Source organism: Epibacterium ulvae (assembly GCF_900102795.1).
Taxonomy (GTDB): domain Bacteria; phylum Pseudomonadota; class Alphaproteobacteria; order Rhodobacterales; family Rhodobacteraceae; genus Epibacterium; species Epibacterium ulvae.
In genome coordinates, this window is sequence record NZ_FMWG01000001.1 from 54,209 (window position 1) to 77,459 (window position 23,251).

Annotated in this window: 23 protein-coding genes; 17 read left to right on the forward strand and 6 right to left on the reverse strand. The window is 50.7% G+C overall.

Annotated elements, in window-relative coordinates; all coding sequences use genetic code 11:
- Nucleotides 1-17 precede the first annotated feature (17 nt).
- The 8 genes from BLP79_RS00310 (at nt 18) to queF (ending at nt 5,603) form a co-directional block, all read left to right on the forward strand.
- Nucleotides 18-578: a chemotaxis protein CheD gene (locus tag BLP79_RS00310; protein ID WP_090214557.1), complete on the forward strand. Its 561-nt coding sequence runs from the start codon at nt 18-20 to the stop codon at nt 576-578.
- Between the two features lie 105 nt (nt 579-683).
- On the forward strand, nt 684-1,490 hold the full coding sequence (gene modA, locus BLP79_RS00315) for a molybdate ABC transporter substrate-binding protein (protein ID WP_232716351.1): 807 nt from the start codon (nt 684-686) through the stop codon (nt 1,488-1,490).
- Entirely contained in the window at nt 1,487-2,179 is a 693-nt protein-coding gene (gene modB / locus BLP79_RS00320) for a molybdate ABC transporter permease subunit (protein ID WP_170830432.1), read from the forward strand. Before modA ends, modB begins: the two co-directional genes overlap by 4 nt.
- Nucleotides 2,180-2,182: 3 nt before the next feature.
- The gene (modC, locus tag BLP79_RS00325; protein ID WP_090214560.1) at nt 2,183-3,256 is read left to right on the forward strand and encodes a molybdenum ABC transporter ATP-binding protein; all 1,074 of its coding nucleotides are present in this window, start codon (nt 2,183-2,185) and stop codon (nt 3,254-3,256) included.
- Between the two features lie 91 nt (nt 3,257-3,347).
- Nucleotides 3,348-4,058, forward strand: a complete 711-nt coding sequence (gene queC / locus BLP79_RS00330) for a 7-cyano-7-deazaguanine synthase QueC (RefSeq protein ID WP_090214562.1) — start codon at nt 3,348-3,350, stop codon at nt 4,056-4,058.
- Nucleotides 4,058-4,408, forward strand: a complete 351-nt coding sequence (queD, locus tag BLP79_RS00335) for a 6-carboxytetrahydropterin synthase QueD (RefSeq protein WP_090214566.1) — start codon at nt 4,058-4,060, stop codon at nt 4,406-4,408. Before queC ends, queD begins: the two co-directional genes overlap by 1 nt.
- Nucleotides 4,405-5,112 (forward strand): 7-carboxy-7-deazaguanine synthase QueE, encoded by a 708-nt coding sequence (queE, locus tag BLP79_RS00340; protein ID WP_090214569.1) that lies wholly within the window; start codon nt 4,405-4,407, stop codon nt 5,110-5,112. Before queD ends, queE begins: the two co-directional genes overlap by 4 nt.
- Before the next feature lie 26 nt (nt 5,113-5,138).
- On the forward strand, nt 5,139-5,603 hold the full coding sequence (queF, locus tag BLP79_RS00345) for a preQ(1) synthase (RefSeq protein ID WP_090214572.1): 465 nt from the start codon (nt 5,139-5,141) through the stop codon (nt 5,601-5,603).
- Between the two features lie 36 nt (nt 5,604-5,639).
- Here queF and BLP79_RS00350 read toward each other — a convergent pair whose 3' ends face one another.
- From BLP79_RS00350 to BLP79_RS00360, 3 genes are all read right to left on the reverse strand, one after another.
- Nucleotides 5,640-6,032: a response regulator gene (locus BLP79_RS00350; protein WP_139163148.1), complete on the reverse strand. Its 393-nt coding sequence runs from the start codon at nt 6,030-6,032 to the stop codon at nt 5,640-5,642.
- Between the two features lie 172 nt (nt 6,033-6,204).
- Nucleotides 6,205-7,506 carry an NAD(P)/FAD-dependent oxidoreductase gene (locus BLP79_RS00355; RefSeq protein WP_090214577.1) on the reverse strand — a complete coding sequence of 434 codons (1,302 nt, stop codon included), beginning with the start codon at nt 7,504-7,506 and terminating at the stop codon, nt 6,205-6,207.
- A 119-nt stretch (nt 7,507-7,625) separates the two neighbouring features.
- Nucleotides 7,626-8,756, reverse strand: coding sequence for a zinc ABC transporter substrate-binding protein (locus tag BLP79_RS00360; RefSeq protein WP_090214580.1), 1,131 nt, complete (start codon nt 8,754-8,756; stop codon nt 7,626-7,628).
- Nucleotides 8,757-8,856: 100 nt separating this feature from the next.
- Between BLP79_RS00360 and BLP79_RS00365 the strand changes: the two genes are divergently transcribed.
- From BLP79_RS00365 to BLP79_RS00375, 3 genes are read left to right on the forward strand one after another with little or no spacing between them, the layout of a single operon-like run.
- Nucleotides 8,857-9,339, forward strand: a complete 483-nt coding sequence (locus BLP79_RS00365; RefSeq protein ID WP_090214584.1) for a Fur family transcriptional regulator — start codon at nt 8,857-8,859, stop codon at nt 9,337-9,339.
- Nucleotides 9,336-10,091: an ATP-binding cassette domain-containing protein gene (locus tag BLP79_RS00370; protein ID WP_090214588.1), complete on the forward strand. Its 756-nt coding sequence runs from the start codon at nt 9,336-9,338 to the stop codon at nt 10,089-10,091. Before BLP79_RS00365 ends, BLP79_RS00370 begins: the two co-directional genes overlap by 4 nt.
- Nucleotides 10,088-10,891, forward strand: a complete 804-nt coding sequence (locus BLP79_RS00375) for a metal ABC transporter permease (RefSeq protein ID WP_090214591.1) — start codon at nt 10,088-10,090, stop codon at nt 10,889-10,891. The genes BLP79_RS00370 and BLP79_RS00375 overlap by 4 nt, the downstream gene beginning before the upstream one ends.
- Here the strand turns inward: BLP79_RS00375 and BLP79_RS00380 are convergent, their stop codons facing one another.
- On the reverse strand, nt 10,892-13,171 hold the full coding sequence (locus tag BLP79_RS00380) for a response regulator (protein WP_090214594.1): 2,280 nt from the start codon (nt 13,169-13,171) through the stop codon (nt 10,892-10,894). It abuts the gene before it with no gap.
- A 17-nt stretch (nt 13,172-13,188) separates the two neighbouring features.
- Complete coding sequence (locus tag BLP79_RS00385; RefSeq protein ID WP_090214597.1) at nt 13,189-14,061, reverse strand: PhnD/SsuA/transferrin family substrate-binding protein; 873 nt, start codon at nt 14,059-14,061, stop codon at nt 13,189-13,191.
- Nucleotides 14,062-14,267: 206 nt separating this feature from the next.
- Here BLP79_RS00385 and BLP79_RS00390 point away from each other — a divergent pair, with 206 nt between their 5' ends.
- A complete protein-coding gene (locus BLP79_RS00390; RefSeq protein WP_332835861.1) occupies nt 14,268-18,284 on the forward strand; it encodes a PEP/pyruvate-binding domain-containing protein in 4,017 nt (1,338 codons plus the stop codon).
- A 227-nt stretch (nt 18,285-18,511) separates the two neighbouring features.
- Here BLP79_RS00390 and BLP79_RS00395 read toward each other — a convergent pair whose 3' ends face one another.
- Nucleotides 18,512-20,209 carry a methyl-accepting chemotaxis protein gene (locus tag BLP79_RS00395; protein ID WP_090215612.1) on the reverse strand — a complete coding sequence of 566 codons (1,698 nt, stop codon included), beginning with the start codon at nt 20,207-20,209 and terminating at the stop codon, nt 18,512-18,514.
- 365 nt (nt 20,210-20,574) lie between these two features.
- Here BLP79_RS00395 and rplB point away from each other — a divergent pair, with 365 nt between their 5' ends.
- From rplB to rplP, 5 genes are read left to right on the forward strand one after another with little or no spacing between them, the layout of a single operon-like run.
- Nucleotides 20,575-21,417, forward strand: a complete 843-nt coding sequence (gene rplB / locus BLP79_RS00400; RefSeq protein WP_090214599.1) for a 50S ribosomal protein L2 — start codon at nt 20,575-20,577, stop codon at nt 21,415-21,417.
- A gap of 3 nt (nt 21,418-21,420) precedes the next feature.
- Complete coding sequence (gene rpsS, locus BLP79_RS00405; RefSeq protein ID WP_068348022.1) at nt 21,421-21,699, forward strand: 30S ribosomal protein S19; 279 nt, start codon at nt 21,421-21,423, stop codon at nt 21,697-21,699.
- 3 nt (nt 21,700-21,702) lie between these two features.
- Nucleotides 21,703-22,083 carry a 50S ribosomal protein L22 gene (rplV, locus tag BLP79_RS00410; RefSeq protein WP_090214600.1) on the forward strand — a complete coding sequence of 127 codons (381 nt, stop codon included), beginning with the start codon at nt 21,703-21,705 and terminating at the stop codon, nt 22,081-22,083.
- Nucleotides 22,083-22,802 (forward strand): 30S ribosomal protein S3, encoded by a 720-nt coding sequence (gene rpsC / locus BLP79_RS00415; RefSeq protein ID WP_090214603.1) that lies wholly within the window; start codon nt 22,083-22,085, stop codon nt 22,800-22,802. Before rplV ends, rpsC begins: the two co-directional genes overlap by 1 nt.
- Before the next feature lie 12 nt (nt 22,803-22,814).
- Nucleotides 22,815-23,228: a 50S ribosomal protein L16 gene (rplP, locus tag BLP79_RS00420; protein ID WP_090214605.1), complete on the forward strand. Its 414-nt coding sequence runs from the start codon at nt 22,815-22,817 to the stop codon at nt 23,226-23,228.
- The last annotated feature ends 23 nt before the right edge of the window (nt 23,229-23,251 follow it).

Consider the following 23,251-nt stretch of genomic DNA (forward strand, 5'->3'; position numbering starts at 1 on the left):
GTCACAGGGAGTCCGAGATGAGTTCTGCTTTTACGAATAAGAAAAACGTGACGGTCCTTCAGGGAGATTATCGCGTATCGAAAAATACCGGTGAGTATTTTTCGACAGTTCTAGGGTCTTGTATTGCAGCCTGTATCTATGATGAAAAAAATGGTGTGGGCGGAATGAATCATTTTCTTTTGGCTCATGGCGGCAATGGTGGCGGTGCGAATGCCAGATATGGTGTTCATGCGATGGAATTGCTGATCAACGGTGTGATGAAGCAGGGTGCTGAGCGACGCAATCTAAAGGCCAAAGTATTTGGTGGTGCAAAGATGTCAGTGAACCTGGCTGATATCGGTGCGAAAAACACGGCGTTTATTCAAAGCTTTTTACGTGACGAGGGCATTCCCTGCATTTCATCAAGCGTTGGAGGAACGTCAGCGCGCCGGGTTCGTTTTGATCCGACTTCTGGCAGTGCGCAACAAACGCGTGTGCAAAATGATCAGAGTTTGGCAGATATGGAGCAAGCAGCGGCGGTTCGCCCGGCCCCAGCACCAAAACCCGCAGAACCTGCAGGCGATGTTATGCTCTTTTAGGGCCTTTAAAATGGCCGCGTAGTATGCGGATTAGCGGCTTTTGCGTCTTGAACCTCTCTCGTGAGACAGTCACTGTTATAGCTGGACAGTAGACAGGTGGCAGGCGTGCGGTCAGATTCAAAAGATCAGTTCTGGTTGAAGCATACGTTATGTTCTGTGCTGATCTCAGCTCTACTGATACTTGGCACATCAGCACGCGCGCAAACATCCACAGTTTTTGCGGCGGCCAGTCTGAAAGGTGCTTTGGATGAGATTGTGGCCACCTATGAAGAGGCAACAGATCACCGAATAATACTGTCCTTTGCAGGGTCTTCTGTACTCGCGCGGCAAATTCTATTTGGTGCTCCGGCAGATGTGTTTATCTCGGCCAATGCTAAATGGATGGATTACCTCGAAATTGAGGGCCTTGTAGCTCGCTCGTCTCGAGTAGAGATTGCTGCGAACAGGCTCGCCTTGGTGACTTCCGATCTGACCCTTCGCGGGGACATTGATCTTGGAGTTGGGCATTTTGACCTAATCGAAAAAGCAGATAAAATTGCGGTTGGCTTGGTCGAAGCTGTGCCTGCTGGACAATATGCTAAACAGGCGTTGAATGCCTTTGGTCTTTGGGCTGCGTTGGAAACACAGCTTGTACAGTTGGACAATGTACGCAGCGCATTAGCGCTTGTATCATTGGGAGAGGCGCGATTTGGAATAGTCTATTCCAGTGATCTGCGTGCCAGTGATCATGTTGCTTTGGTCGGTCTTTTTCCAGAAAATAGTCATACGGCGATCCGTTACCCTGCAGCTGCGTTGGGCGTGCATCCATCCGAGGCGGCGCTTGAATTTTTGCACTACCTTCAATCTAAACCTGCCCAATCGATTTTTAAGGCACATGGGTTTGTTGACTTAAAATCGGTCACAAAGCCATGATAGACGTTCTGGGGCCATTGGAATGGCAGGCCGTTTTTTTGTCGCTCAAGGTTGCATGCTGGGCAACAGTGGCAATCTTGCCAGTTGGTCTGTTGACGGCTTTTGCCCTTGCCCGTTGGGAGTTTCGTGGCAAAACGATATTAAATGGGGTCGTACATCTGCCCCTTGTCCTGCCGCCGGTTGTCACTGGTTATCTGCTGCTGTTGATATTTGGTCGTCAGGGTTTTGTCGGTGCAGCTTTGCAGGAATTGGGCATTGTCTTTGTATTCCGCTGGACGGGAGCAGCGCTGGCAGCTGCTGTTATGGCCTTTCCTTTGATGGTGCGCGCCCTTCGTCTAGGGTTTGAGGCAATCGATCCAAAGCTGGAACAGGCCGCCCAGACTTTAGGGGCCTCTCCTATTTGGGTCTTTGCAACGGTGACATTGCCTTTGATGATCCCGGGTATTTTAACAGGTGCTATTCTGGCGTTTGCCAAAGCCTTGGGGGAATTTGGTGCCACAATCACATTCGCCGCCAATATTCCTGGGCAGACGCAGACCATCCCCACTGCGATTTACGCAGCGCTGCAAGTGCCGGGACAAGAAAATAAAGCCACTTGGCTGGTCATGATCTCTATTGTGCTCGCCCTGTCTGCGCTCTTGCTGTCTGAGATACTTGCGCGTCAGGCACGTCGTCGGTTGGGAGCCTGACTCATGTTGGATGTAAGGTTGCGTCATCAGCTTGCGCGCTTGCCTTTAGATGTCGAATTTTCAACGCCCAAGGGTGTGACAGCTCTATTTGGACCCTCAGGGGCGGGGAAAACATCCATTGTGAATGCGGTTGCGGGTTTGATGCGTCCGACTGGTGCTCGTATTTCGGTTTCTGGGCAGGTGCTTTGCGATACCGACCTTAAACTTTGGGTGCCGCCACACCGCAGAGAGATCGGTTATATCTTTCAAGACGCACGTCTTTTCCCGCATCTGACGGTAAAGGCGAATTTATCCTATGGGCGTTGGTTTTCCCGTCACAGAAACCAGCCAAACTTTGACCGTATCGTCGAGATGCTCGGGCTTGGCACCTTGCTCGCACGGCGGGTTGCGGCTCTGTCAGGAGGAGAAAAACAGCGCGTTGCTATTGGTCGGGCACTCTTGGCGGCCCCGAAACTTATTCTTGCAGATGAACCTCTTGCAGCGTTGGATAGTGAACGAAAAGCAGAAATTTTACCTTATTTTGAAAGGCTTCGTGATGAGGTAGATACGCCGATTTTGTATGTTAGCCATTCTCTGGCTGAGATTGCCCGACTTGCGACCACGGTTGTTGTTCTCGCCGAAGGCCGTGTTGTGACCTGTGCCCCGACGAAGGATGTGCTGCAAAACCCGGCACTTTTGCAATACGGCGATAAGCATGCGGGCGCGGTTCTGCAAATGCGGGTGGAAACGCATCATGCGGATGGATTGACTGAGCTTGGAAGTGCGGGTGAAAGCCTCTTGCTTCCGCGTTTGGGTATTGCCGTCGGGAGCCCTGTTTGTGTCAGAATCGCTGCACAGGATGTGATCCTGTCGACTGAGCACCCGACTGGTCTATCGGCGTTGAATATCATTGCCGGGACCATCAAGCAGGTTCACCAAGACATAAATTGTGGCGCGACGGTTGCGGTGCAAACTGCAGCGGGTGTTATTCTTGCACGGCTTACATTGCGCTCTTTACAGGCGTTGAACTTACAAGAAGGTTCTCCGTGTTATGCGATTGTTAAATCTGTGGCATTGGCAGATACGGATCAGCTGTAAGTAACGCAGCTCTTGATTTTTACCCAGAGAGAGCGGTATAGGCCACCGAACCGGTCGCAGCCTACCCGGTCATCAAAACAAGGGTAAAATGATGAAAACAATTGTAATCTGCTCGGGCGGGATGGATTCGGTCTCTCTCGCTTATATGGTCGCTGAACAGCATGAGCTGACGCGGCTGGTCTCTTTCGACTATGGTCAACGACATCGCAAAGAGCTGGATTTTGCTGCTTTGGCTGCAAAACGTTTAGGTGTGCCCCATGACATCATTGACATGCGCGGCATTGGCGCTTCGCTGACGGGGTCAGCTTTGACTGACGATATCGACGTGCCTGATGGGCATTATGCCGAAGAGACGATGAAAGTCACAGTTGTTCCCAATCGGAATGCGATCATGTTGTCTGTGGCGTTTGGGGTTGCTGCTGCAAACGGCGATGATGCTGTTGCAACGGCTGTGCATGGCGGCGATCATTTCATTTACCCCGATTGTCGCCCGGCCTTTACCGAAGCTTTCAATACGATGCAGCAGGCAGCACTTGATGGGTACGCTGAGGTGAAACTTTATACACCTTTCGTGCACCGCTCTAAGGCTGACATCGCTGTTGAGGGCGCAAAAGTGAACACACCGTTTGCGGAGACCTGGTCTTGCTACAAAGGTGGGGAAGATCACTGTGGTCGTTGTGGCACTTGTGTTGAACGCAGAGAGGCCTTTCATCTGGCGGGTTTAACAGACCCAACAATCTACGAAGACCCGGATTTCTGGCGAAATGCAACGGGCGTCACAGCCACTGAGGAGACCATATAATGTATCGGATCACCAAAGAGTTCCAATTCTCGGCCTCCCATCGTTTGACCACGCTACAAGATGGTCACCCTTGTACACGGGTGCATGGGCACAACTATGTTGTTGTTGTTGAATTGGCTTCTGCAACTTTGGATGAGCATGGTTTTGTGCGGGAATATCGTGATTTAGATCTTTTAAAGGCCTATATCGATGAAAATTTCGACCATCGTCATCTGAATGATGTTCTGGAAATGCCTACCTCAGAGGTATTAGCTAAGCATTTTTACGATTGGTGCCGTGAGCGTTGGGAAGAGGTGACATCTGTACGGATTTCTGAAACACCCAAAATCTGGGCTGAATATCGTCCATGACGCTCCGCATTGCCGAGATCTTTGGGCCAACGATTCAAGGCGAAGGTGCTTTGATCGGAGAGCCGACAGTTTTTGTACGCGCGGGCGGGTGTGATTATCGCTGCAGCTGGTGCGACAGTTTGCACGCTGTTGATAGTGCCTTTCGGCACACCTGGACCCCAATGCAGGCCGCAGACGTCTGGCAACAGGTTCTAGATCTGTCCGGTGATCGACCGCTGACTGTTTCAATTAGCGGGGGCAATCCGGCCATTCAGGATTTTGCGCCTGTTATTGCGTTGGGGCAAACGGCTGGATACCGGTTTGCCTGCGAGACCCAAGGATCAATTGCAAAGCCGTGGTTTGCAGAGTTGAACACACTTGTTCTGTCTCCCAAACCTCCCTCAAGCGGTGAAACCGTTGATTGGGATGCATTTGATGCCTGTCTTGCAGCTGCTGGAGAGGCGCCAGAGGTCGTTTTGAAAATCGTCATCTTTGACGAAACTGATTATGATTGGGCAAAAGAGGTTGCAGACCGTTATGCGCAGCTGCCGCTTTACCTTCAGCCGGGTAACCCCGAGGTTGACCCCGAAATACCGGTCGAAACCCAAGACACGCTTGATAGGCTGCTTTGGCTGGTGGATAAAACAACGGCGGAAGGGTGGTTCACGCCGCGTATTTTGCCACAACTTCATGTGCTCCTTTGGGGCAATAAACGGGGTGTTTAACCCCAGTTTCTTTCCGTGAGGACAAGATGACAGACAGTATCTATAGCGACTTGAAGCAATTGGGCGGCGCAACCGTTATGCCGACCTCTCCTGAAGAGGCGGAGCTGGAGCGGGTGCCAAACCCGCAAGCGGATGTAAATTACAACGTGCGCTTTACCGCGCCCGAGTTTACGTCTTTGTGCCCGATGACAAGCCAGCCCGATTTTGCACATCTTGTGATCGATTATGTTCCGGGCGACTGGCTGATTGAAAGCAAAGCGTTGAAGCTTTATTTGGGCTCTTTCCGCAATCACGGCGCGTTTCACGAAGACTGCACCATTTCGATTGCCCGCCGGTTGGTCGGATTTCTGGAACCACGTTGGTTGCGGATTGGCGGCTATTGGTATCCACGTGGCGGCATCCCAATTGATGTTTTCTGGCAAACGGGCGAGATGCCAAAAGACGTTTGGATCCCTGATCAAGGTGTTCCGCCGTACCGTGGTCGGGGTTGAGACCGGACAGGAAAGCGCATAGCTGCGCTTTCCTTGTTATGCAGATTTTCCAACAGCTCCAAGCTGGTATCGATCAACCAGATGTAACATTTGCACGGGCGTGACTGGTTTTTTGATACAATCCTGAAGATCATGATTTCCCCAGAAATGAATGTCGTGAGTGTGGTCTTCTGTGGTTAACGCGATGACCGGTGGGGCTATTTCTGTATTTTGTGTCCTGCGGAAAGCATTGCGGTCTGCGCTGAGCAAAATATCAAGGCTAAGCAATATCATTCCGTAATGACCGGGACGTGCTTGATAGAGGGCATAGCCCTCCGCAAATTCCGTGGCAATGTCGATATCGATATCCAGAGCATCCGCAATTTTGCGCATCATGAATTGCTCCGATATATCCTCTTCTATCAAGAGTACCGATTTATTTTGTTTCATTTGTGCTCCCACTGCGATTGATTGCGGGAATACCACTGCGATTTGTTTGCCCAACTTTAGCGAATACAAACCCAATGCGTCACATGCAAATTCGTGCAGTGATGCATCAACCTTAGATTGTTTTCACCAGAAATCAATCATCTTATTTCGCACGCATTATAAGCGTTTACTTCTAGATTTTGTCTCTAAGGCTATACCAGAGCATTGCTAGAACCATCAAAGGGCTGCGCAGAGCGGTGCCACCTGGAAAGCGCGGGGACGGTAGGTTAGCCATAATGTCAAAGCGTTCCGCCTGACCGGCGATGGTTTCTGCAGCAATTTGTCCAGCCAAAGTTGCTATCGCGAGTCCATGACCTGAAAAGCCAGACAGGCTGAGCACATTACCCGAAAGTCTGGCAAAATGTGGCATTCGATTCATGGTGATCCCCAAGGTGCCCCCCCACGCATAATCGATACGGGTGCCTTTGAGCTGTGGGAAAGTTTCGAGCATAGGTTTTTGCACCGCAGCGGAAATATCAGTTGGGAATTTATAGCCGTAACTCTCGGTTCCACCAAATAGCAGTCGATGGTCGTCAGAAAATCGGAAATAGTTTACAACGAACTTACTGTCCGCGACAGCATAGTTGTTTCGCAAGATATTTTCCTGTTGTTCGGGCGAAAGAGGTTCGGTCGCGATAATGTAATTGTTGAGTGGCATCACATGGTTGGCGACATCGGGTTGTAAATGCCCCAAATATCCATTGCAGCCAAGGACGATATGAGAGGCGATGATGTCTGCCTCAGCTGTACGGGCAATGGCTGGTGTTTTATATTCAAGCTCTGTGACTTGTGACTGTTCGTAAATTCTGACGCCTGCAGCCTTGGCCATGCGTGCGAGCCCAAAAGCGAAAGCGAGGGGGTGAATATGCCCCGCCCCCGTATCCAGTGTGCCGCTACAATAGGCTGGAGAGTTCACCAAATAGCGTAGTTCTTCCTGATCAAGATAGCGGATAAGATCATAGCCATATGAGTCATTCAGCTTTGCAGCATAATCTCGGCTATGTTTGCAGTATCGATGCTTGTGATCTGCGTGAATGATCCCGGGATGTACTTTTGCCTCTACCAGATCTGACCGGGCCAGATCTCGAACCAGATCAACAGCTTGCCGACCAATATCCCAGAGTGCGCGCGCTGTAAGGGCACCTGCGAGTGTTTCTAGCTCATCCTGATCAAGCCTTTGCCCTTGTCCGATTTGGCCACCATTGCGGCCAGACGCACCAAAGCCCACACGTTGCGCGTCCAGCAGCACCACATCGTAACCGCGCTGAGCAAGATGGAGCGCCGTAGACAGGCCCATGTAGCCACCACCTATCACGCAGACATCACATGTAATCCTGCCTTTCGCGGCTGCAAAGGGGGCTAAATGACGTGTTGTTGCCGCATAATAAGAGTTTGGATAAGCTCCCTGCTGGTCGTTCACAGTCAGCAGATCCATAGTATGCCCCTTCTCCACAAGCTGATATAGGCTTGCCAAATTATGTCGGGGCTCGCCATAGAAATTTGGTTAAACCTCTATGGCGCTAGGATTTAAATGTTAGGCGGTTTGTGAACCGCTTATTTTAAACATGCAATCAGCGTTTTGCCCATTTCCTGTAGAAGTTCGGGATAGAAATTAGAACCCAGTTCAAGATTTGTTCCGAGCGGGTCCAAAATTAACGCTCTTGCCTCCGTTCCTTCCAGCACGGTATCAACCAGACCGCTGTTGTACTGCGGTTCTCTGAAGGCGCAGGCAACATTCAGATCACGGACTGTATCGCGCACCTCTGCAATGCGGGCAGGGCTAGGGTCTGATGCATCCCCCAAAGAGATTGCACCTGCTGCGGTGACACCAAAGCTGACTTCAAAATACTGGTAAGCATCGTGAAAGACGACAAAACTCTTGTCTGCAATATTGCTAAGTTGTGGCGCCAAATCCGCTTTTGTCTGTTGGATTTTTGCGATCCCCTCTTGGGCATTCTTCTGGTATTTTGATGCGTTTTCCGGATCCAGTTCGGATAGTTCTTCTGCGATTACGCTAAGCCACGTGATTGCATTTTCGGGCGAGAGCCAGACATGCGGATCGCCAGCGCTATGGTCATGACCGTGATGATCGTCATGCTTTTTATCATGATCTGCGTGTTCATCCTGATGATGCTCATCATGCGCGTGCTCGTCATGTTCGGGATGCGCATCATGACTTTCATGCTCTTCATTATGTTTCGCGTGCTCATCGTGGTTATGTTCATCATGTGCGTGTTCGCTATGCTCGTCATGACCTTCGTGATCTTTATGATCATCGTCATGCCCATGATCATCGTGCGCATCATGTTCGTCATGGTCATGAGCTTCAAACGTTGCGCCTTCGCGGTATGGAAGTATGGTCGTGCTGGGCTGTGCAAGCAACTCTAAGACATGCGCATTTGTGGCAAGTTGTTCGATCGAAGGCTCTAACCAAGGAGCCAGACCTTCGCCAATCCAGACGACAAGATCCGCTTGTGAAAGCGCACGTGCTTCAGAGGGGCGCAGCGCATAAGAATGGGGAGAAGCACCAGGGCGAATAATCAAATCTGGCTCTCCTAGATCTTTCATCACCTGTGAGACAAGCCCGTGTATTGGTGCGATATCTGTAGCAACGCGCGGCACATCGGCCCAACTGATCGTTGCAATCCAAGTGGCGGCAAAGGCTGTTCCCAAAAGCTGTCTCATGTCAGTCCTTCGTTACTTTATAACATTGCCCGACTTGATATGCGGGAAAGTATAACATATCAAGACAGAAACCTTCCTGCTCTTTTCAGAAAGCCCTCTTATGCGTACCGTCAGCTTTGAGCCGCATGATCACAGTCGTTGCATTGCAACGACGCTTGAAACTGTCGCAGTGCTGTGCATCGACAAGGGGTTGCAGTTTACACCTGTGCGACGCAGAGTTTTGGAAATTTTATTGGAAGAACATCGCGCTTGGGGCGCCTATGAGATCTTAGATCGCCTGCGCGAAGACGGCTTGGGATCACAGCCTCCTGTTGCGTATCGTGCTCTGGATTTTTTGGTCAAGCATTCCTTTGCGCATCGGATAGAACGCCTGAATGCCTTTATCGCCTGCTCTCATCCAGGGACAGATCATGCACCCTTATTCATGATCTGCCGAAAGTGTGAGACCGTTGCTGAAGCTTCAGCAGAACTCCATCGGGGGCAGCTGAATGATACAGCACGTGCTGCCGGTTTTCAAATCGAAGGATCGATCATTGAGGCCGAGGGTGTGTGCCCAAAGTGCCAAGGTCCAGTTTCGCAATGAGCTTAATTTCTTTGACGGATCTTAGCGTCAAGTTTGGCGGATCAACAGTCTTGTCGCGGATCAATCTTGTAATCAACAAAGGTGAAATTGTTACGATTGTCGGACCAAATGGCTCTGGTAAATCGACCTTGTTACGCAATGTGATTGGGGCTTTGCAGCCAACTACGGGGTTTGTGGAACGCGCGCCGGGACTTCGTATCGGCTATGTGCCGCAAAAATTGCATATTGACCCGACATTGCCATTGACGGTTCGCCGTTTCCTAAGCCTCCCAAAACGTGTGAGCAATACACGCGCGCTGCATGCATTGGAAAAGGCTGGCGTCAGTGCGTTAGAGCAGCGACAGATGTCAGCATTATCTGGTGGGCAATTCCAAAGAGTATTATTGGCGCGTGCCTTGTTGAATGATCCGCAGCTGTTGATTTTGGATGAGGCTACACAGGGATTGGATCAACCGGGGTCTGCACGGTTTTATCAACATATCGAAGCTGTTCGCCAAGATCTGGGCTGCGCTGTTTTGATGGTGAGCCATGAATTACATGTGGTGATGGCCGCGTCAGATCGCGTGATTTGTTTGAATGGTCATATCTGCTGCGAAGGCGCGCCCGAGCACGTGGCAACCGCGCCTGAATACCGGGCTTTGTTTGGAACCGGAACACAAGGCGCGCTGGCGCTCTATCGCCACGAACACAATCACAGCCATGACGATTCGGTCAGTGATCATAATTGCGCGCCAGATGAGACTGCCACATGAGTTTTCTGGACGATTTTTTAGTACGTGCCGCGCTTGCCGGTCTTGGTTTGGCGTTGGCAGCGGCACCATTGGGATGTTTTGTTGTCTGGCGTCGGATGTCTTATTTTGGTGACGCAACTGCGCATGCCTCGATCTTGGGTGTGGCGCTTGCGTTGGGGTTTGACGTATCGGTGTTTGCGGGCGTCTTAACCACTGCTTTGATCATGGCAACAACCGTATCCACCCTTGCAGGACGCGGTTATGCGATGGACACGTTATTGGGTGTTCTAGCGCATTCCGCCCTTGCGTTGGGGTTGGTCGCTGTTTCCTTTCTGGATGGAATACGTATCGACCTGATGTCATATTTATTTGGCGATATTCTTGCGGTAAGCCGGATAGATCTATTGCTGATCTGGGGCGGCGGCTTATCGGTGCTAGGACTATTGTGCTGGCGTTGGTCGGCTTTGTTGACAACAACGCTTAATCCAGACCTTGCCTATGCCGCCGGGTTAAATCCGAAGCGAGAGCAGCTTGTGCTGACATTGACACTGGCAGTTGTTGTAGCTGTTGCGATCAAGGTCGTTGGTGTATTGTTGATCGCTGCGATGTTGATTGTTCCAGCAGCGACAGCGCGCAATTTCGCAAATACACCGGAGCGTATGGCAATTGCTGCTGCGTTAACGGGATCTTTTGCGGTTTTATCTGGTCTGCATGTTTCGTTTGTGACGGACAGCCCTACAGGCCCAACAATTGTTAGCATTGCGGCCTGTCTGTTTGTTGTAGCAAGTGCTGTCGGTGCCGGTCTGAGAAAGACTCGGTGACTAGGTACCTGTCTGGCGGGTAATCGTATCAGTATGAGGGGCCCATTTTGCACAAGCTCCCAAAAGATCAGCTTTCTTAATAGGTTTTGTAAGAAAATCATCCATCCCAGCGGCGAGACATTTATCCCTATGGGCATCTAACGCATTTGCGGTGAGCGCGATAATTGGAATCGCTTTCAGCTGTTGTGATGTTTCATATTTTCGGATCACTTCTGTTGCTTCCAACCCATCAATATCCGGCATCATCATATCCATCAGGATCAGGTCTGGTTTGTCTTTATGATAACGTGCGATTGCATCTGCGCCATTGCCTGCAACAGTTAGCGTGATGGGGGTATCTTTGAGCATACGAGATACCACCAATTGATTGGTTCGGTTGTCTTCGGCCAAAAGTACCTTCAGCGGATTATCTAAACTGTGCGAGGCTTGCGTTTGTTCTGGCGCCATGTCCTGTGCATCAGGGGCCGAAAGCAGCGTAGTTATGACACGCTGCAGCTGGCTGGAGCGCACCGGTTTAAGCGCAAGTTTGCAAACCCCAATCTCCTGAATATCACTTGCGGTCAAAGGGTTTTCGACAGAAGAGAGAATAATAATAGGTAGATCAGCGCAGCCTTTTGTCTGCCGTATTTGGCTCGCCAGCTCACCGCCATGCATGACGGGCATCTGGAAATCTTGTATCACCAGATCGAAAGGATGCTGCGAAGCGGTTTCGCTGCGTAGAATTTCGAGTGCTTCGATGCCTGAGGTCGCGATTTCACAGTCCATACCCCAGGATTGTAGGCGCTCATTAAGAATGACCCGATTCACCTTGAGATCATCGACAATCAAAACCCTCCGGCCTGTGAATTCAATTGTTGGCTGAGCCGAGGGAGCCATTTCGGAACTTGTACGAAGCGGCAATTGAATGGAAAATTCGCTACCTTGTCCTAAAGTGGACATTACAGAGATGTGCCCGTTCATAAGCTTCAGCAAACGTTCAGAGATTGCGAGCCCTAATCCTGTTCCCTCAAAACTGCGTGAAGCTGCACCATCGACTTGCTCGAATGCACTGAAAATCTTATCAATTTTTTCTTGCGGAATGCCGATGCCAGTGTCACGCACTTTTAAGTTCAGGGTGTACCGCTCACTCTTTTGTTCGCCTGTTACGTCAATGGAGACATAGCCGCGAGGCGTGAATTTTACCGCGTTTCCTGCGATGTTGGTGATGATTTGCCGAATACGGCCGACATCGCCTTCAAAGCATTCAGGTAGATTCGGATCGTATCGCAGAACGATTTCGACCTGTTTCTCAGCAGCTTGTGGCGACAAAAGCGTCACTACGTCCTCAAGCGTTGTCAGAAGATTGAAGGGCGCTTTTTCAAATTCCATCTTGCCTGCTTCGATCTTGGAGAAGTTCAAGATGTCGTTGATAATTGTTAATAGCGCGGATCCAGACGTTGAAATTGTCTCTGCAAACATGCGTTGGTCAGCATCAAGATCAGTTTCTAAGATCAATTCGGCCATGCCAATGACACCATTCATAGGCGTCCTGATCTCGTGTGACATATTGGCCAAAAATTCAGACTTTGCTTGATTGGCAATATCGGCGGTTTCACGTGCTGTTTCGAGCGCATATTCCCGTTCGTCTCGTTCATCAAACGTGTCTTCAAGAACGCCCACGGAATAGTTAAGTGCCCAAAATTCACGTGAAGAATACCACGGCAACGGCTTGTGGTGTCGTTTCAAGCCCGAGATGGCATCAGACATGCGCTGATGCACCATTTTGAGGGGACGCAAAGCCAATAGATGAACAAGTATCCAAATGACCATCGAAAGGATGCTGACGGCCATCGCGGTCCAAAGTAGGGTTTGGTTCACCTGCGCGCGTACCATGCTTTCCGCTTCGCGGGTTGACCATTTGACCGTCATTTCCCCAAAAGACAGGCCATCAACAATGATTGGACTTTCATAGACCACAAAAGGCTCAGAAGCCTTATGCTCAGCGTTGACTTCGGCGATGGGCGTGCTGTCAGAAGATCGGATTTCGATCGAGATGAGCTTGGGGTTGCGCGACAGGGCTTCAGCTAGCCCTGTCTGTAAGACAGGCGTATCTTCGATGATAATGGATTCCATCATCAAACCACTGAGCAGTGAAATCGTCAGATCGGCCTGCTCTGCAAGGTGATTCTTTAGATTCTCTGCTTCAGTTTTTTGCGCAATTCTCCCCACGGCAAAAGCCACAAGAACGGCAGCAATCGACATGGAAATGACAATTTGAGCTAGGATACTTGTGCGTTTCATTACTCTGGCCTCTCGGGCTAGAAGGACTGACTGTCTTCCATTGCATCACGTACCAATTGGTAGTCAGCGTCATCGCCTTCAAGAAAGCCATGTTTGGCTATTTGTTTGACTGCAGAAGCGTTGGCTTCTTCCAGCATGATGTGTCGCATCGCTTCTACAACGTGCGGTGCGAGTGTTGATGACGCGAGCCATGGTTTTGTTACATTATCAAAGGTTGTCAGCTCACGGATTGGGACACCTGATTTGACCAATTTTTTAAAGGTGCTCTCTTTAAGAGCGCCCGCTGTAAAGCGCTCACTGCCGACAGCAGTGCCCACGCGATCATGTCGTCCAAGGAATTCGTACGTTTGAAGGTCGGCGCCTGAAATACCAGCAGAAAGCAACAGCGCCTGTGACAGGTAGCGCCCAATGGTAGAGAGTTCGTCTCCAAAGGCAAAGGAGTGCCCGGCAAGTTCACTCAGGTCGTTGATCTCGCTTTCCTCATGGACAGCGATGACACCTTTGAAGCGCTTTTGTCCCTTCTGGGATTCCATTGCGATAATTTCAACATCAGGGTTCTTCTTGGTTGCTAAAACGTAAGATGCGGGACCGAACCGTGAAAAGTCGACCTCGCCATTGGCCAGCTGGTCGATGCTGTGTTCATATTCCTTCGCAATCACCATCTTGATCGAGACTGCTTCACCGAGTGCTTTGGACAGCTCTATTTCCAGAAAGGAAAGAAAAGGGCGATATTTGCGCACCGTCTCGGTGGGTTTATCGGCCGCATAAGTGCCAAAGGTGAGTGAGATATCTGCTTGCGATGGCAGGGCGAGGTAAGCCCAGCACCCAATGATGGCTAACAGACGGGGAAAACCGAATTTCGGTAGCTTGTACGTTATCAAACGTTCCATAGCAGCTTTGAACCTCACGTGAAATCAGGGCGTTTCGAAAGATGTTCATGAGAGATTAGTGCGTATTCGTTTAGAAACTCACACCGTTTTCGCAAAAGATGTAGCGTATTTTTACAATTAACGTTAACCAATTTGTAACAATTTAATTTCAATTTTGTAAAATTATGAAATTGTTAACTGTTGGACAAAAAGTATTGGAGCACCTTGTGAAAACAATTTTGACCCTTCGTGGAACGTTTTTCTATGGTGTACTGTTCTTTGTTATCCTGCAGGCAAAAGCAGCTTACGCTATTCCATCACCAGAACTAATTATAGGATCAGTTTCTTCTTTGTCACAAGTTGTTGCCGCTGGTGTCGCAATGGTTGCCGCACTTGGTGCGACTGTGGCTGCGAAGCTGGGTCTAAACAAACGTGGGCCGCGTTTGGGTAAATTTCCGACCAAGCTAGTGACTGTTTTAGTTTGCGGATTGATAGCTTTGGTTGGCGCCAATTATTGGCAGTATACTTCTAGCAAGAATAAAGAACTTGCGCGGCTGCAGGCGACCTTGTTGCGACCTGCCCAATTTGATGGGAGTACCATTAAAGATGCGGATTTAAAGGAAACCAGTTTTTCTGCGCAAAGTGGTCACCCTCAGGGTATTTCAACTGCTGATGCCTTTGTAAGGTTGGAAGCAGGCGAGACCCAGTTCTTTGATATTCGTGAAACTGGTGAACATGAGATGGGAACTCTTCCCGGAGCAACTCATATTCGGTTTCCTGACTTTCTTGAAACTATCCCGGTGCAACCAGGCGGTGAAGTTATCTTGTTTTGCCATAATGGCAACCGGAGCTCAGAAACCTGTGCAGAGCTTGCCAAGCTTGGTATCGATTGCCGGTTTATCGTCGGAGGTATCGAAAAGTGGATTACCGAAGGGTATAATTTTAGTGATGAAGAGGTCGAGACCATCGCTGACCTGCGCGCGATCCCAGAGTATCCGAATAGCGCCACTCTGCTTAGCACTGAAACCTTTTCCGATATGCTCGCGACGACAGATCTGCAGATTGTTGACACGCGTTACCCTGGTGATTTCGCAAGTGGGCATTTGCCGGGGGCGATCAATATCCCAATCCGTGCGATGACAACAAATGACCTGCAAGCGCGGATAAGGGAGTTGGAGAACAAGCCGACCATAGCGGCTTGTTATGATCGGCGCAGTTGCTTTATGTCGCAGGTTCTAGGTTTGGAGCTCAGCCGGGCGGGTATTGATTTTCAAGGTCGATACACGTTGCCCTGGGAGTACTTTGTACCTCCGACACCTAAGCCCCATGTGCAGGAATGGCTGACAGCACAAAATAGTGGGCTGTGGGATAAGGCGATTGCAGCAGTAGCTGTGGCACTGAAATGGAGCCACCAACAGACGCATCTATTTTTAGGTCTGCTTGCCCTTTCTGTTCTCACACGGCTTTTGGTTCTGCCTATTGCGCTCAAATCTGAACGGGATCAATTGCGCACTCAAGCTCTGCAACCTGAAATAAAAGCATTAAAAGAGCGTTTGGCAGAGGATCCAGTGCGTAAAGCACGCGCGTTGCAGAGCCTTTATAAAAAACAGGGTATGACTCCGATGCGTAACCTGTTGGCGCTGCTTTTCCTGCCCGTGATGATGCTGGGGGTTTCCGCTGCTGGGCTGGCAAGCAAAGACCTAAATACGTCCTTTCTTTGGTCTGCCGATATTGGTGCGGCTGATCCGTATTTTGTAGTGCCTGTTGTTTTTACCGCTTTGGCGATGGTTTATCTGTTGTGGGCCGTTGCAAAGACACCCCGGCAAAAAGTGTTGTGGAGCATATTGGGTGCGCCAGCTTTGTTTGCTATGGTCGCGACCCTCAGTTTTGCTGCGAATGTCTATCTTTGTTTTAGCCTGAGCCTTCTTTTGGTCCAACGTGCCTATGTCGTTGGTGCATTTTCAAATGGCGTGAAACGCCTGCGTATGCACCTAGGCCGCCTGTTTATAGCCCGCGCACCAAAGGGTGTTGTTGTGTTGGGAGAGACTGAGCGACTTTTAACAGCCGGAAACAAAGCGATGCGCCTGTCCGTGCTTCAGAACGCAGGATTGCCTGTGCCAGGAGGTGTGGTCTTAACGAGTGACGCATTAGAGCGGTTTGGGCGGATGAACGAGGTCGAGCAACAGGAGATGGCCGATAAGGTCTGGATGCTTGCTGGTGAAAAGCTTTGCGCTGTTCGAAGCTCTGCCAGCAATGAGGATGGTGCAGGCCAAAGTTTTGCGGGCGTATTTGACAGTGTGCTGAATGTGACAGAGCAAACGATGCTAACAGCCTTGCGTGACGTGCTTGGCAGCTTTCAATCGGCGCGCAGTGATAGCTATGATACGACAGCTGAGGGGGCTGGGCAGGCCAATATTCTTGTACAGGAAATGGTTGATGCCGAAATGGCCGGGGTTTTGTTTACCCAAGATCCCATGGCTCCAGGTATGGTGTTGTTGGAGTGGGTCAAAGGCACGGGCGATGATCTTGTTTCGGGACGTGTCACGCCGCAGATTGAACGGTTTGGACGCTATACGGGCGCGGCAGTCGGTGACACTGCACCGGGAGGGCCTGATTTTAAAGAGCTTTTGATGTTGGCTCGGGAAATTGAAGCAGTGTTTGATACGCCGCAGGACGTTGAGTGGGCCTATGCAAAAGGGCAGTTCCGTATCCTGCAGACCCGTGACATCACCACGCTTGATCTTGGTACCGATGAGCAGAAAGTTCGCAGTTCTGAGTGGAGCAAGCTTCTGGAACGTTTTGCGCAGGCCGCGCCAGATGAAGTTATCCTGGAACAGGATGAAATGTCTGAGGTTTTGCCGCGTCCGACGCCACTTTCGTTTAGTATGATCAACCGGGTCTGGGCTCCGGGGGGGAGCCTCGATCTTGCGAGCCGCGCTTTAGCGCTTCCTTATCGTCTGGATGAGGAGCCAGGCAGCCATTTGGTCAACCTGTTTGGAAAGACCTACGTGGATCGTGCCTTGAAAGAGGAAATGGCACTGCGTTTGAGCGGTTCAAAATCGAAGCAATTGCGCAAACAAGCCAGGGACATCCAAGCGTCTTTCCCAAATCAAGTTCTGCCAGAATTCCATGCTAAACTGGCTTACTGGAGAGCGCTTGATTACGCAGCCTTGCCACGAGCTGCTTTGTTGGAGACGCTAGATACGCTGGTCGATGAGTTTGTCGGTGGTATTTATGTCGAAGCGGAAAAGATCAATATCCTGGCGGGCTTCACGATGGGCGAAGCTCTGGCACGGGCAGCTGGTGATCTGGCGCTCAAAACCAAATTAACGCAGGGGGAATTGCCCCATGCGCCTTCGACCTTGATCGCTGAGTGCAAGGGAAATCTGAACGAAGCGCTCGCACATATGGGGCACCGCGCGATGTTTGATTATGAATTGAGCAGCCCGCGCTACCATGAAGCGCCGTCTTTGTTAAAATCACTAATGGAGCCGACTGTAGAGATTTTGAAACCTCTTGAAACAGACGGGATTCCTCTGCCTGAAGAGTTAAAAGAGTGCATTGATCTTGCAGTCAGCTATCAGGATCTCAAAGAGCGCGCAAAACACGAAGCACTTAGGCTTTATGCGGAAATACGGCGTGCTTTGCTTGCACTGGGAGCGCAAACTGGGTTGGATACCGCAATTTTCTATCTGACGATTGAGGATGTGCTGAAGGGGGATTGGGCACAAACGGATGCTCTTTTGCAGCGAGCAAAAGAAAATGAAGATTTAGAAGCACTTCGTAAACCGCTCGCACCTTCGCAAGTCTCTCTGACGCTTCACGATATCGAGCTTTTGTCACTGGGTGAACAGATTACAGCTGAAGGGGGGACACTGGCGGGGACATGTGTTGCAGGGCAAGGGCCTGTTAGCGGTCGTGTATTTTGGGTTGATCCTATTTTGGCAGAAGAGAACGGCCCGATCGAAGTGTTGTTTGATGGGTTTGAGCCGGGAGATATCTTAGTGTGTCAGATGCTTCACCCGGCATGGCTGCCTCAGATGCTGCAAGCCGGTGCAGTGCTCAGTGAAATTGGTGGATGGCTCAGCCATATGTCAATTGTTGCGCGAGAGAAGAACAAGCTGATGCTGGTCTCTTGTTCGGGCCTACAAGGGCTGACCTCTGGTCAGCAGGTGACCATCAATGACGATGGCAGTATTGATGTGGCGGAGATCGACACAGGCTTTCTGGCAGTCGGGGAGTAGGCGCGAGGCGATCATAGCACAGAAGAGTGTTTTAAATATTTCGGGGAGCAACTTTGGATCACCCGAATAATTTGATGTACCGCGAGGCGTCAACCGGTCGAAGACTGTTGTGTCTCCAGGCTGTGGAATAACGCGGCAAATGCTACCTTTGCCGTTCCAGCATGAGATTGTAAAAAGGCCAGACAGATATGACCCGTCTGGCCTTTTTATCATAGTTGGAAATGGCGTTAAGCTGCGGCGCTAGACGTTCTGGCTGAATTGGGGCTGGTTTCAGCGCCCACACTGAAATGTGAGACCAGTTGTGCCAGTTCACTCGCATCGCCGTTCAACATGTGGCTTGCAGCGGTTGCTTCTTCCACCATCGCCGCGTTTTGTTGGGTGACACTGTCAAGCTGCATCATGCCAGTGTTGATTTCACTCAACCCAGTTGATTGGGTGCTGGTGGCTTCTGCGATACCGCTGATTAGCTCAGAAATGTGGGCGACGCGATTTACAATGCTTTGCAATGCATCCCCTGCTTTGCCGACAAGATCTACACCACGGTCAACCTGACTAGAGCTGTCCTCAATCAGTGTTTTGATTTCCATAGCAGCCTGAGAAGAGCGTTGGGCTAGAGCTCGAACTTCAGAGGCAACAACCGCAAAGCCACGACCTGCTTCTCCAGCGCGCGCAGCTTCGACACCGGCGTTCAAGGCAAGCAAATTCGTCTGGAAGGCGATATCGTCAATAACACTGATAATCTGTGCAATGTGATTCGAAGATGTTTCGATTTCGGCCATTGCAGATACGGCATCTTGAACGACCACACCGCTTTGCTGGGCTTCGCTTCGTGCTTCGCCAACGATGTTTTCTACGCTGCGGGCGCCATCAGCGGCATTGCGAACGCTTGTCGTCAATTCGTCAAGAGCTGCAGCGGTTTCTTCCAGCGTTGCCGCTTGGCTTTCTGTCCGGCGGGAGAGATCGTCAGACGCTTGACTAATTTCAGTCGAACCACGACGGATGCTATGAGAGGTTCCGACCACTTTGTTCACAAGATCACTGAGATTGTCTACAGCGTCGTTGAAGTGCTGACGCAATTGATCGTAGCCTTTGCCGAATTTTTCTTTGATTTTGTGATCCAGATCGCCACTTGCCAAGGCTTGCATCGCGACACCTAGACGGTCCACAACCTGCTTTTGAATTTCTTGAGCACGGGCTTGCTCTTGCGCAAGTTTCTGGCGTTCTTCCAGTGAATTGCGGAAGGTTACAAGAGTGCGACCCAGTGCACCAATTTCATCGCGCCGATTGGCTTCATCGATTTCAAACCCCATGTCGTTTTTTGCGAGGCGTTCAAATTTGTCGATGATTCCAAGCAGTGGGCCCGTCACTGAGCGCGCAATACCAAAGAGTACTGCCGCGAACAAAGCAAAAGAAATGGCACCGATCGCACCGGCCAGCTTGTTTGCTTCCGCGATAACGCCATCAATTCGGCTGAGATCAAATGTTAAAATGAGCTGACCAATCTCGCTACCATCTTGGATCAACAGCGCTTTCTTGAAGAATATTGGACCCACCTCGGCTTGCTGTGCCTCGGTATCTGCCAATAGGCTGGTTATCGCTTCATCCCATGCAGGGTTCCATTCTCCTTCAAAGGTACTCTCTGCAAATACACTGTTATCAGAATATAGTTTCGCAAAAACAAAACCATCAAACTGTGCAAGAGAAGACAGTGACGTTTCGGCCAAATGGCTGTCAAAGTTCCAACTTGCTTCAATAAGAGGTGGCAGAATAAACGTCTCTGTGAGACCAATTTTTTCATTAAAGCTGGCCCGCAAACTGTCTGCGTAACGAGTCGCCCAAAAATAGGTGATCGAAATGACAAAGAGCGTAAGGCAAACCAATCCGGGTAAGATCAGTTTTTTACTGATCGGTAGATTTTTGAGCATTTTACGATTCCCATCTAGCTTGCGAAAAACAATAACTGTCTGACCTTTTTTCTTTGTTAACACCGGATCGTGGTCTAGAGCGCGAGAGCCGTAGGATAGGTTTAATTTTCAGTAAGTCTGAACCGATGACTGTGCAGATTCTTCCATTGCCAGAAAATCAGAAGCCTGTTAAACGCGCTCTATCCTGTAAGCCTCGGATTCGTTCCGGGGCTGTTGTTTTACGGGATGTTCGAACTTTGGGACCTTCGGGGCCCTTTACATTGGTCACCTGAACCGGTTGCAGGCGCAGCAAGGCAGGGGGCTTTCACATAGCGGTGCCTCGTTTCTTCCTTGGGGTATCGCACGCTAAACGGAAGACAGAAAGCATGGCACTTAAGTCGTATAAACCGACTACGCCGGGCCAGCGTGGGCTGGTTCTGATCGACCGTTCGGAGCTTTGGAAAGGGCGTCCGGTCAAGTCTCTCACTGAGGGTTTGACTAAATCGGGCGGCCGGAACAACACCGGACGGATCACTTCACGCCGCCGCGGCGGTGGCGCAAAGCGTCTCTACCGGATCGTTGACTTCAAACGGAACAAGTTTGATGTTGCCGCAACTGTTGAGCGCATCGAATATGACCCTAACCGTACTGCCTTTATCGCACTGGTAAAGTACGAAGACGGTGAACAAGCTTACATTCTGGCGCCTCAGCGTCTGGCCGTAGGTGATCAGGTCATTGCCTCCAATAAGGCAGACATCAAGCCGGGCAACGCAATGCCGTTTTCAGGCATGCCAATCGGTACAATTGTCCACAACATCGAAATGAAGCCCGGCAAAGGCGGTCAGATTGCCCGCGCAGCTGGTACATACGCTCAGTTCGTTGGTCGTGATGGTGGATACGCTCAGATTCGCTTGTCTTCAGGTGAGCTGCGTCTGGTGCGTCAGGAATGCATGGCAACAGTTGGCGCCGTGTCAAACCCTGACAATTCAAACCAGAACCTGGGTAAAGCCGGTCGTATGCGCCACAAGGGTAAACGCCCTGCAGTGCGTGGTGTTGCGATGAACCCGATCGATCACCCTCATGGTGGTGGTGAAGGTCGTACCTCTGGTGGTCGTACACCTGTGACCCCATGGGGTAAGGACACCAAAGGTAAGCGTACCCGTAACAAAAACAAAGCGTCGCAAAAGCTTATCGTTCGCTCGCGCCACGCCAAGAAGAAGGGGCGTTAATCTATGTCTCGCTCTGTTTGGAAGGGTCCTTTCGTTGACGCTTACGTGCTTAAAAAAGCCGAAGCTGCACGTGAATCGGGCCGCAACGAAGTTATCAAAATCTGGTCACGTCGTTCCACCATTCTGCCCCAATTTGTGGGTCTGACATTTGGTGTGTACAACGGTCAGAAGCACATTCCCGTCAACGTCACTGAAGACATGATCGGTCAGAAGTTTGGTGAATATTCGCCAACTCGTACCTATTATGGTCACGCGGCTGACAAAAAAGCGAAACGGAAGTAAGTCATGGGCAAGGCAAAAAACCCCCGCCGCGTGGCAGATAACGAAGCAATGGCAAAACTGCGCATGCTTCGGACTTCCCCGCAAAAGCTGAACCTGGTTGCAGGCATGATCCGCGGTAAGAAAGTTGGCAAGGCTCTGACCGACCTGACATTCTCCAATAAGCGGGTTGCGCAGGACGTGAAGAAATGCCTTCAGTCTGCAATTGCGAATGCTGAAAACAACCATAATCTGGACGTCGATGAGCTGGTCGTTGCCGAAGCATATGTCGGTAAAAACCTGGTCATGAAGCGCGGTCGTCCTCGTGCACGTGGTCGTTACGGCAAAATCCTGAAGCCGTTCTCGGAGATCACCATCAAGGTGCGTCAAGTTGAGGAGCAAGCCTAATGGGACATAAAGTCAATCCGATCGGCATGCGCCTGCAGGTCAACCGCACCTGGGACAGCCGCTGGTACGCCGACACTAAGGATTACGGTGATCTTCTTCTGGAAGACATCAAGATCCGTGACTTCATCAAAGAAGAGTGCAAGCAGGCCGGTGTGGCGCGTGTTATCATTGAACGCCCCCACAAAAAATGCCGTGTGACCATTCATACAGCACGTCCTGGTGTCATCATCGGTAAAAAAGGTGCAGACATTGAAGTTCTGCGCAAAAAAATTGCCGCAATGACCGAGTCTGAGCTGCACCTGAACATTGTTGAGGTTCGCAAGCCTGAACTGGACGCACAGCTGGTTGGCGAGAGCATCGCCCAGCAGCTGGAACGTCGTGTATCCTTCCGTCGCGCAATGAAGCGTGCGGTTCAGAACGCAATGCGTATGGGCGCCCAGGGTATCCGGGTGAACGTTGCTGGTCGTCTGGGCGGCGCTGAAATCGCGCGTACAGAATGGTACCGTGAAGGTCGTGTGCCTTTGCACACCCTGCGCGCAGACATCGATTACGCACATTCTGAAGCGATGACACCTTATGGTATCATCGGGATCAAGACCTGGATCTTCAAAGGTGAGATCATGGAGCACGATCCTCAGGCGCGTGATCGCAAATCGCAAGAAGTCCAAGACGGACCGGCACCTCGTGGTGCAGGTGGTAACCGTCGCGGCGACCGGTAAGGAGATCGCGATATGCTTCAGCCAAAGCGTACTAAATTCCGCAAGATGCACAAAGGCCGGATCAAAGGTCTGGCTAAAGGCGGCTCCGATCTGAACTTCGGCACCTACGGTCTGAAGGCTCTTGAGCCTGAGCGTGTAACCGCGCGTCAGATCGAAGCTGCACGTCGTGCCATGACACGTCACATGAAACGTCAAGGTCGTGTTTGGATCCGTATCTTCCCTGATACCCCCGTAACCTCTAAACCTGTCGAAGTTCGTATGGGTAAAGGTAAAGGTTCCGTGGACTTCTGGGCGTGCAAGGTTAAGCCTGGCCGTGTGATGTTCGAAATCGACGGCGTTGCAGAAGATATCGCACGTGAGGCTCTGCGCCTTGCAGCGATGAAACTGCCGGTAAAAACCCGCGTTGTTGTTCGCGAAGACTGGTAAGTCTTACCGTCTTTGAAAAAATT

Bases quoted from the DNA above. Each gene is read 5' to 3' on its own strand.
- BLP79_RS00310 (WP_090214557.1), top strand. From the start codon at position 18: ATGAGTTCTGCTTTTACGAATAAGAAAAACGTGACGGTCCTTCAGGGA.
- modB (WP_170830432.1), top strand. From the start codon at position 1,487: ATGATAGACGTTCTGGGGCCATTGGAATGGCAGGCCGTTTTTTTGTCG.
- modC (WP_090214560.1), top strand. From the start codon at position 2,183: ATGTTGGATGTAAGGTTGCGTCATCAGCTTGCGCGCTTGCCTTTAGAT.
- queC (WP_090214562.1), top strand. From the start codon at position 3,348: ATGAAAACAATTGTAATCTGCTCGGGCGGGATGGATTCGGTCTCTCTC.
- queD (WP_090214566.1), top strand. From the start codon at position 4,058: ATGTATCGGATCACCAAAGAGTTCCAATTCTCGGCCTCCCATCGTTTG.
- queE (WP_090214569.1), top strand. From the start codon at position 4,405: ATGACGCTCCGCATTGCCGAGATCTTTGGGCCAACGATTCAAGGCGAA.
- queF (WP_090214572.1), top strand. From the start codon at position 5,139: ATGACAGACAGTATCTATAGCGACTTGAAGCAATTGGGCGGCGCAACC.
- BLP79_RS00350 (WP_139163148.1), bottom strand. From the start codon at position 6,032: ATGAAACAAAATAAATCGGTACTCTTGATAGAAGAGGATATATCGGAG.
- BLP79_RS00355 (WP_090214577.1), bottom strand. From the start codon at position 7,506: ATGGATCTGCTGACTGTGAACGACCAGCAGGGAGCTTATCCAAACTCT.
- BLP79_RS00360 (WP_090214580.1), bottom strand. From the start codon at position 8,756: ATGAGACAGCTTTTGGGAACAGCCTTTGCCGCCACTTGGATTGCAACG.
- BLP79_RS00365 (WP_090214584.1), top strand. From the start codon at position 8,857: ATGCGTACCGTCAGCTTTGAGCCGCATGATCACAGTCGTTGCATTGCA.
- BLP79_RS00370 (WP_090214588.1), top strand. From the start codon at position 9,336: ATGAGCTTAATTTCTTTGACGGATCTTAGCGTCAAGTTTGGCGGATCA.
- BLP79_RS00375 (WP_090214591.1), top strand. From the start codon at position 10,088: ATGAGTTTTCTGGACGATTTTTTAGTACGTGCCGCGCTTGCCGGTCTT.
- BLP79_RS00380 (WP_090214594.1), bottom strand. From the start codon at position 13,171: ATGAAACGCACAAGTATCCTAGCTCAAATTGTCATTTCCATGTCGATT.
- BLP79_RS00385 (WP_090214597.1), bottom strand. From the start codon at position 14,061: ATGGAACGTTTGATAACGTACAAGCTACCGAAATTCGGTTTTCCCCGT.
- BLP79_RS00395 (WP_090215612.1), bottom strand. From the start codon at position 20,209: ATGCTCAAAAATCTACCGATCAGTAAAAAACTGATCTTACCCGGATTG.
- rplB (WP_090214599.1), top strand. From the start codon at position 20,575: ATGGCACTTAAGTCGTATAAACCGACTACGCCGGGCCAGCGTGGGCTG.
- rpsS (WP_068348022.1), top strand. From the start codon at position 21,421: ATGTCTCGCTCTGTTTGGAAGGGTCCTTTCGTTGACGCTTACGTGCTT.
- rplV (WP_090214600.1), top strand. From the start codon at position 21,703: ATGGGCAAGGCAAAAAACCCCCGCCGCGTGGCAGATAACGAAGCAATG.
- rpsC (WP_090214603.1), top strand. From the start codon at position 22,083: ATGGGACATAAAGTCAATCCGATCGGCATGCGCCTGCAGGTCAACCGC.
- rplP (WP_090214605.1), top strand. From the start codon at position 22,815: ATGCTTCAGCCAAAGCGTACTAAATTCCGCAAGATGCACAAAGGCCGG.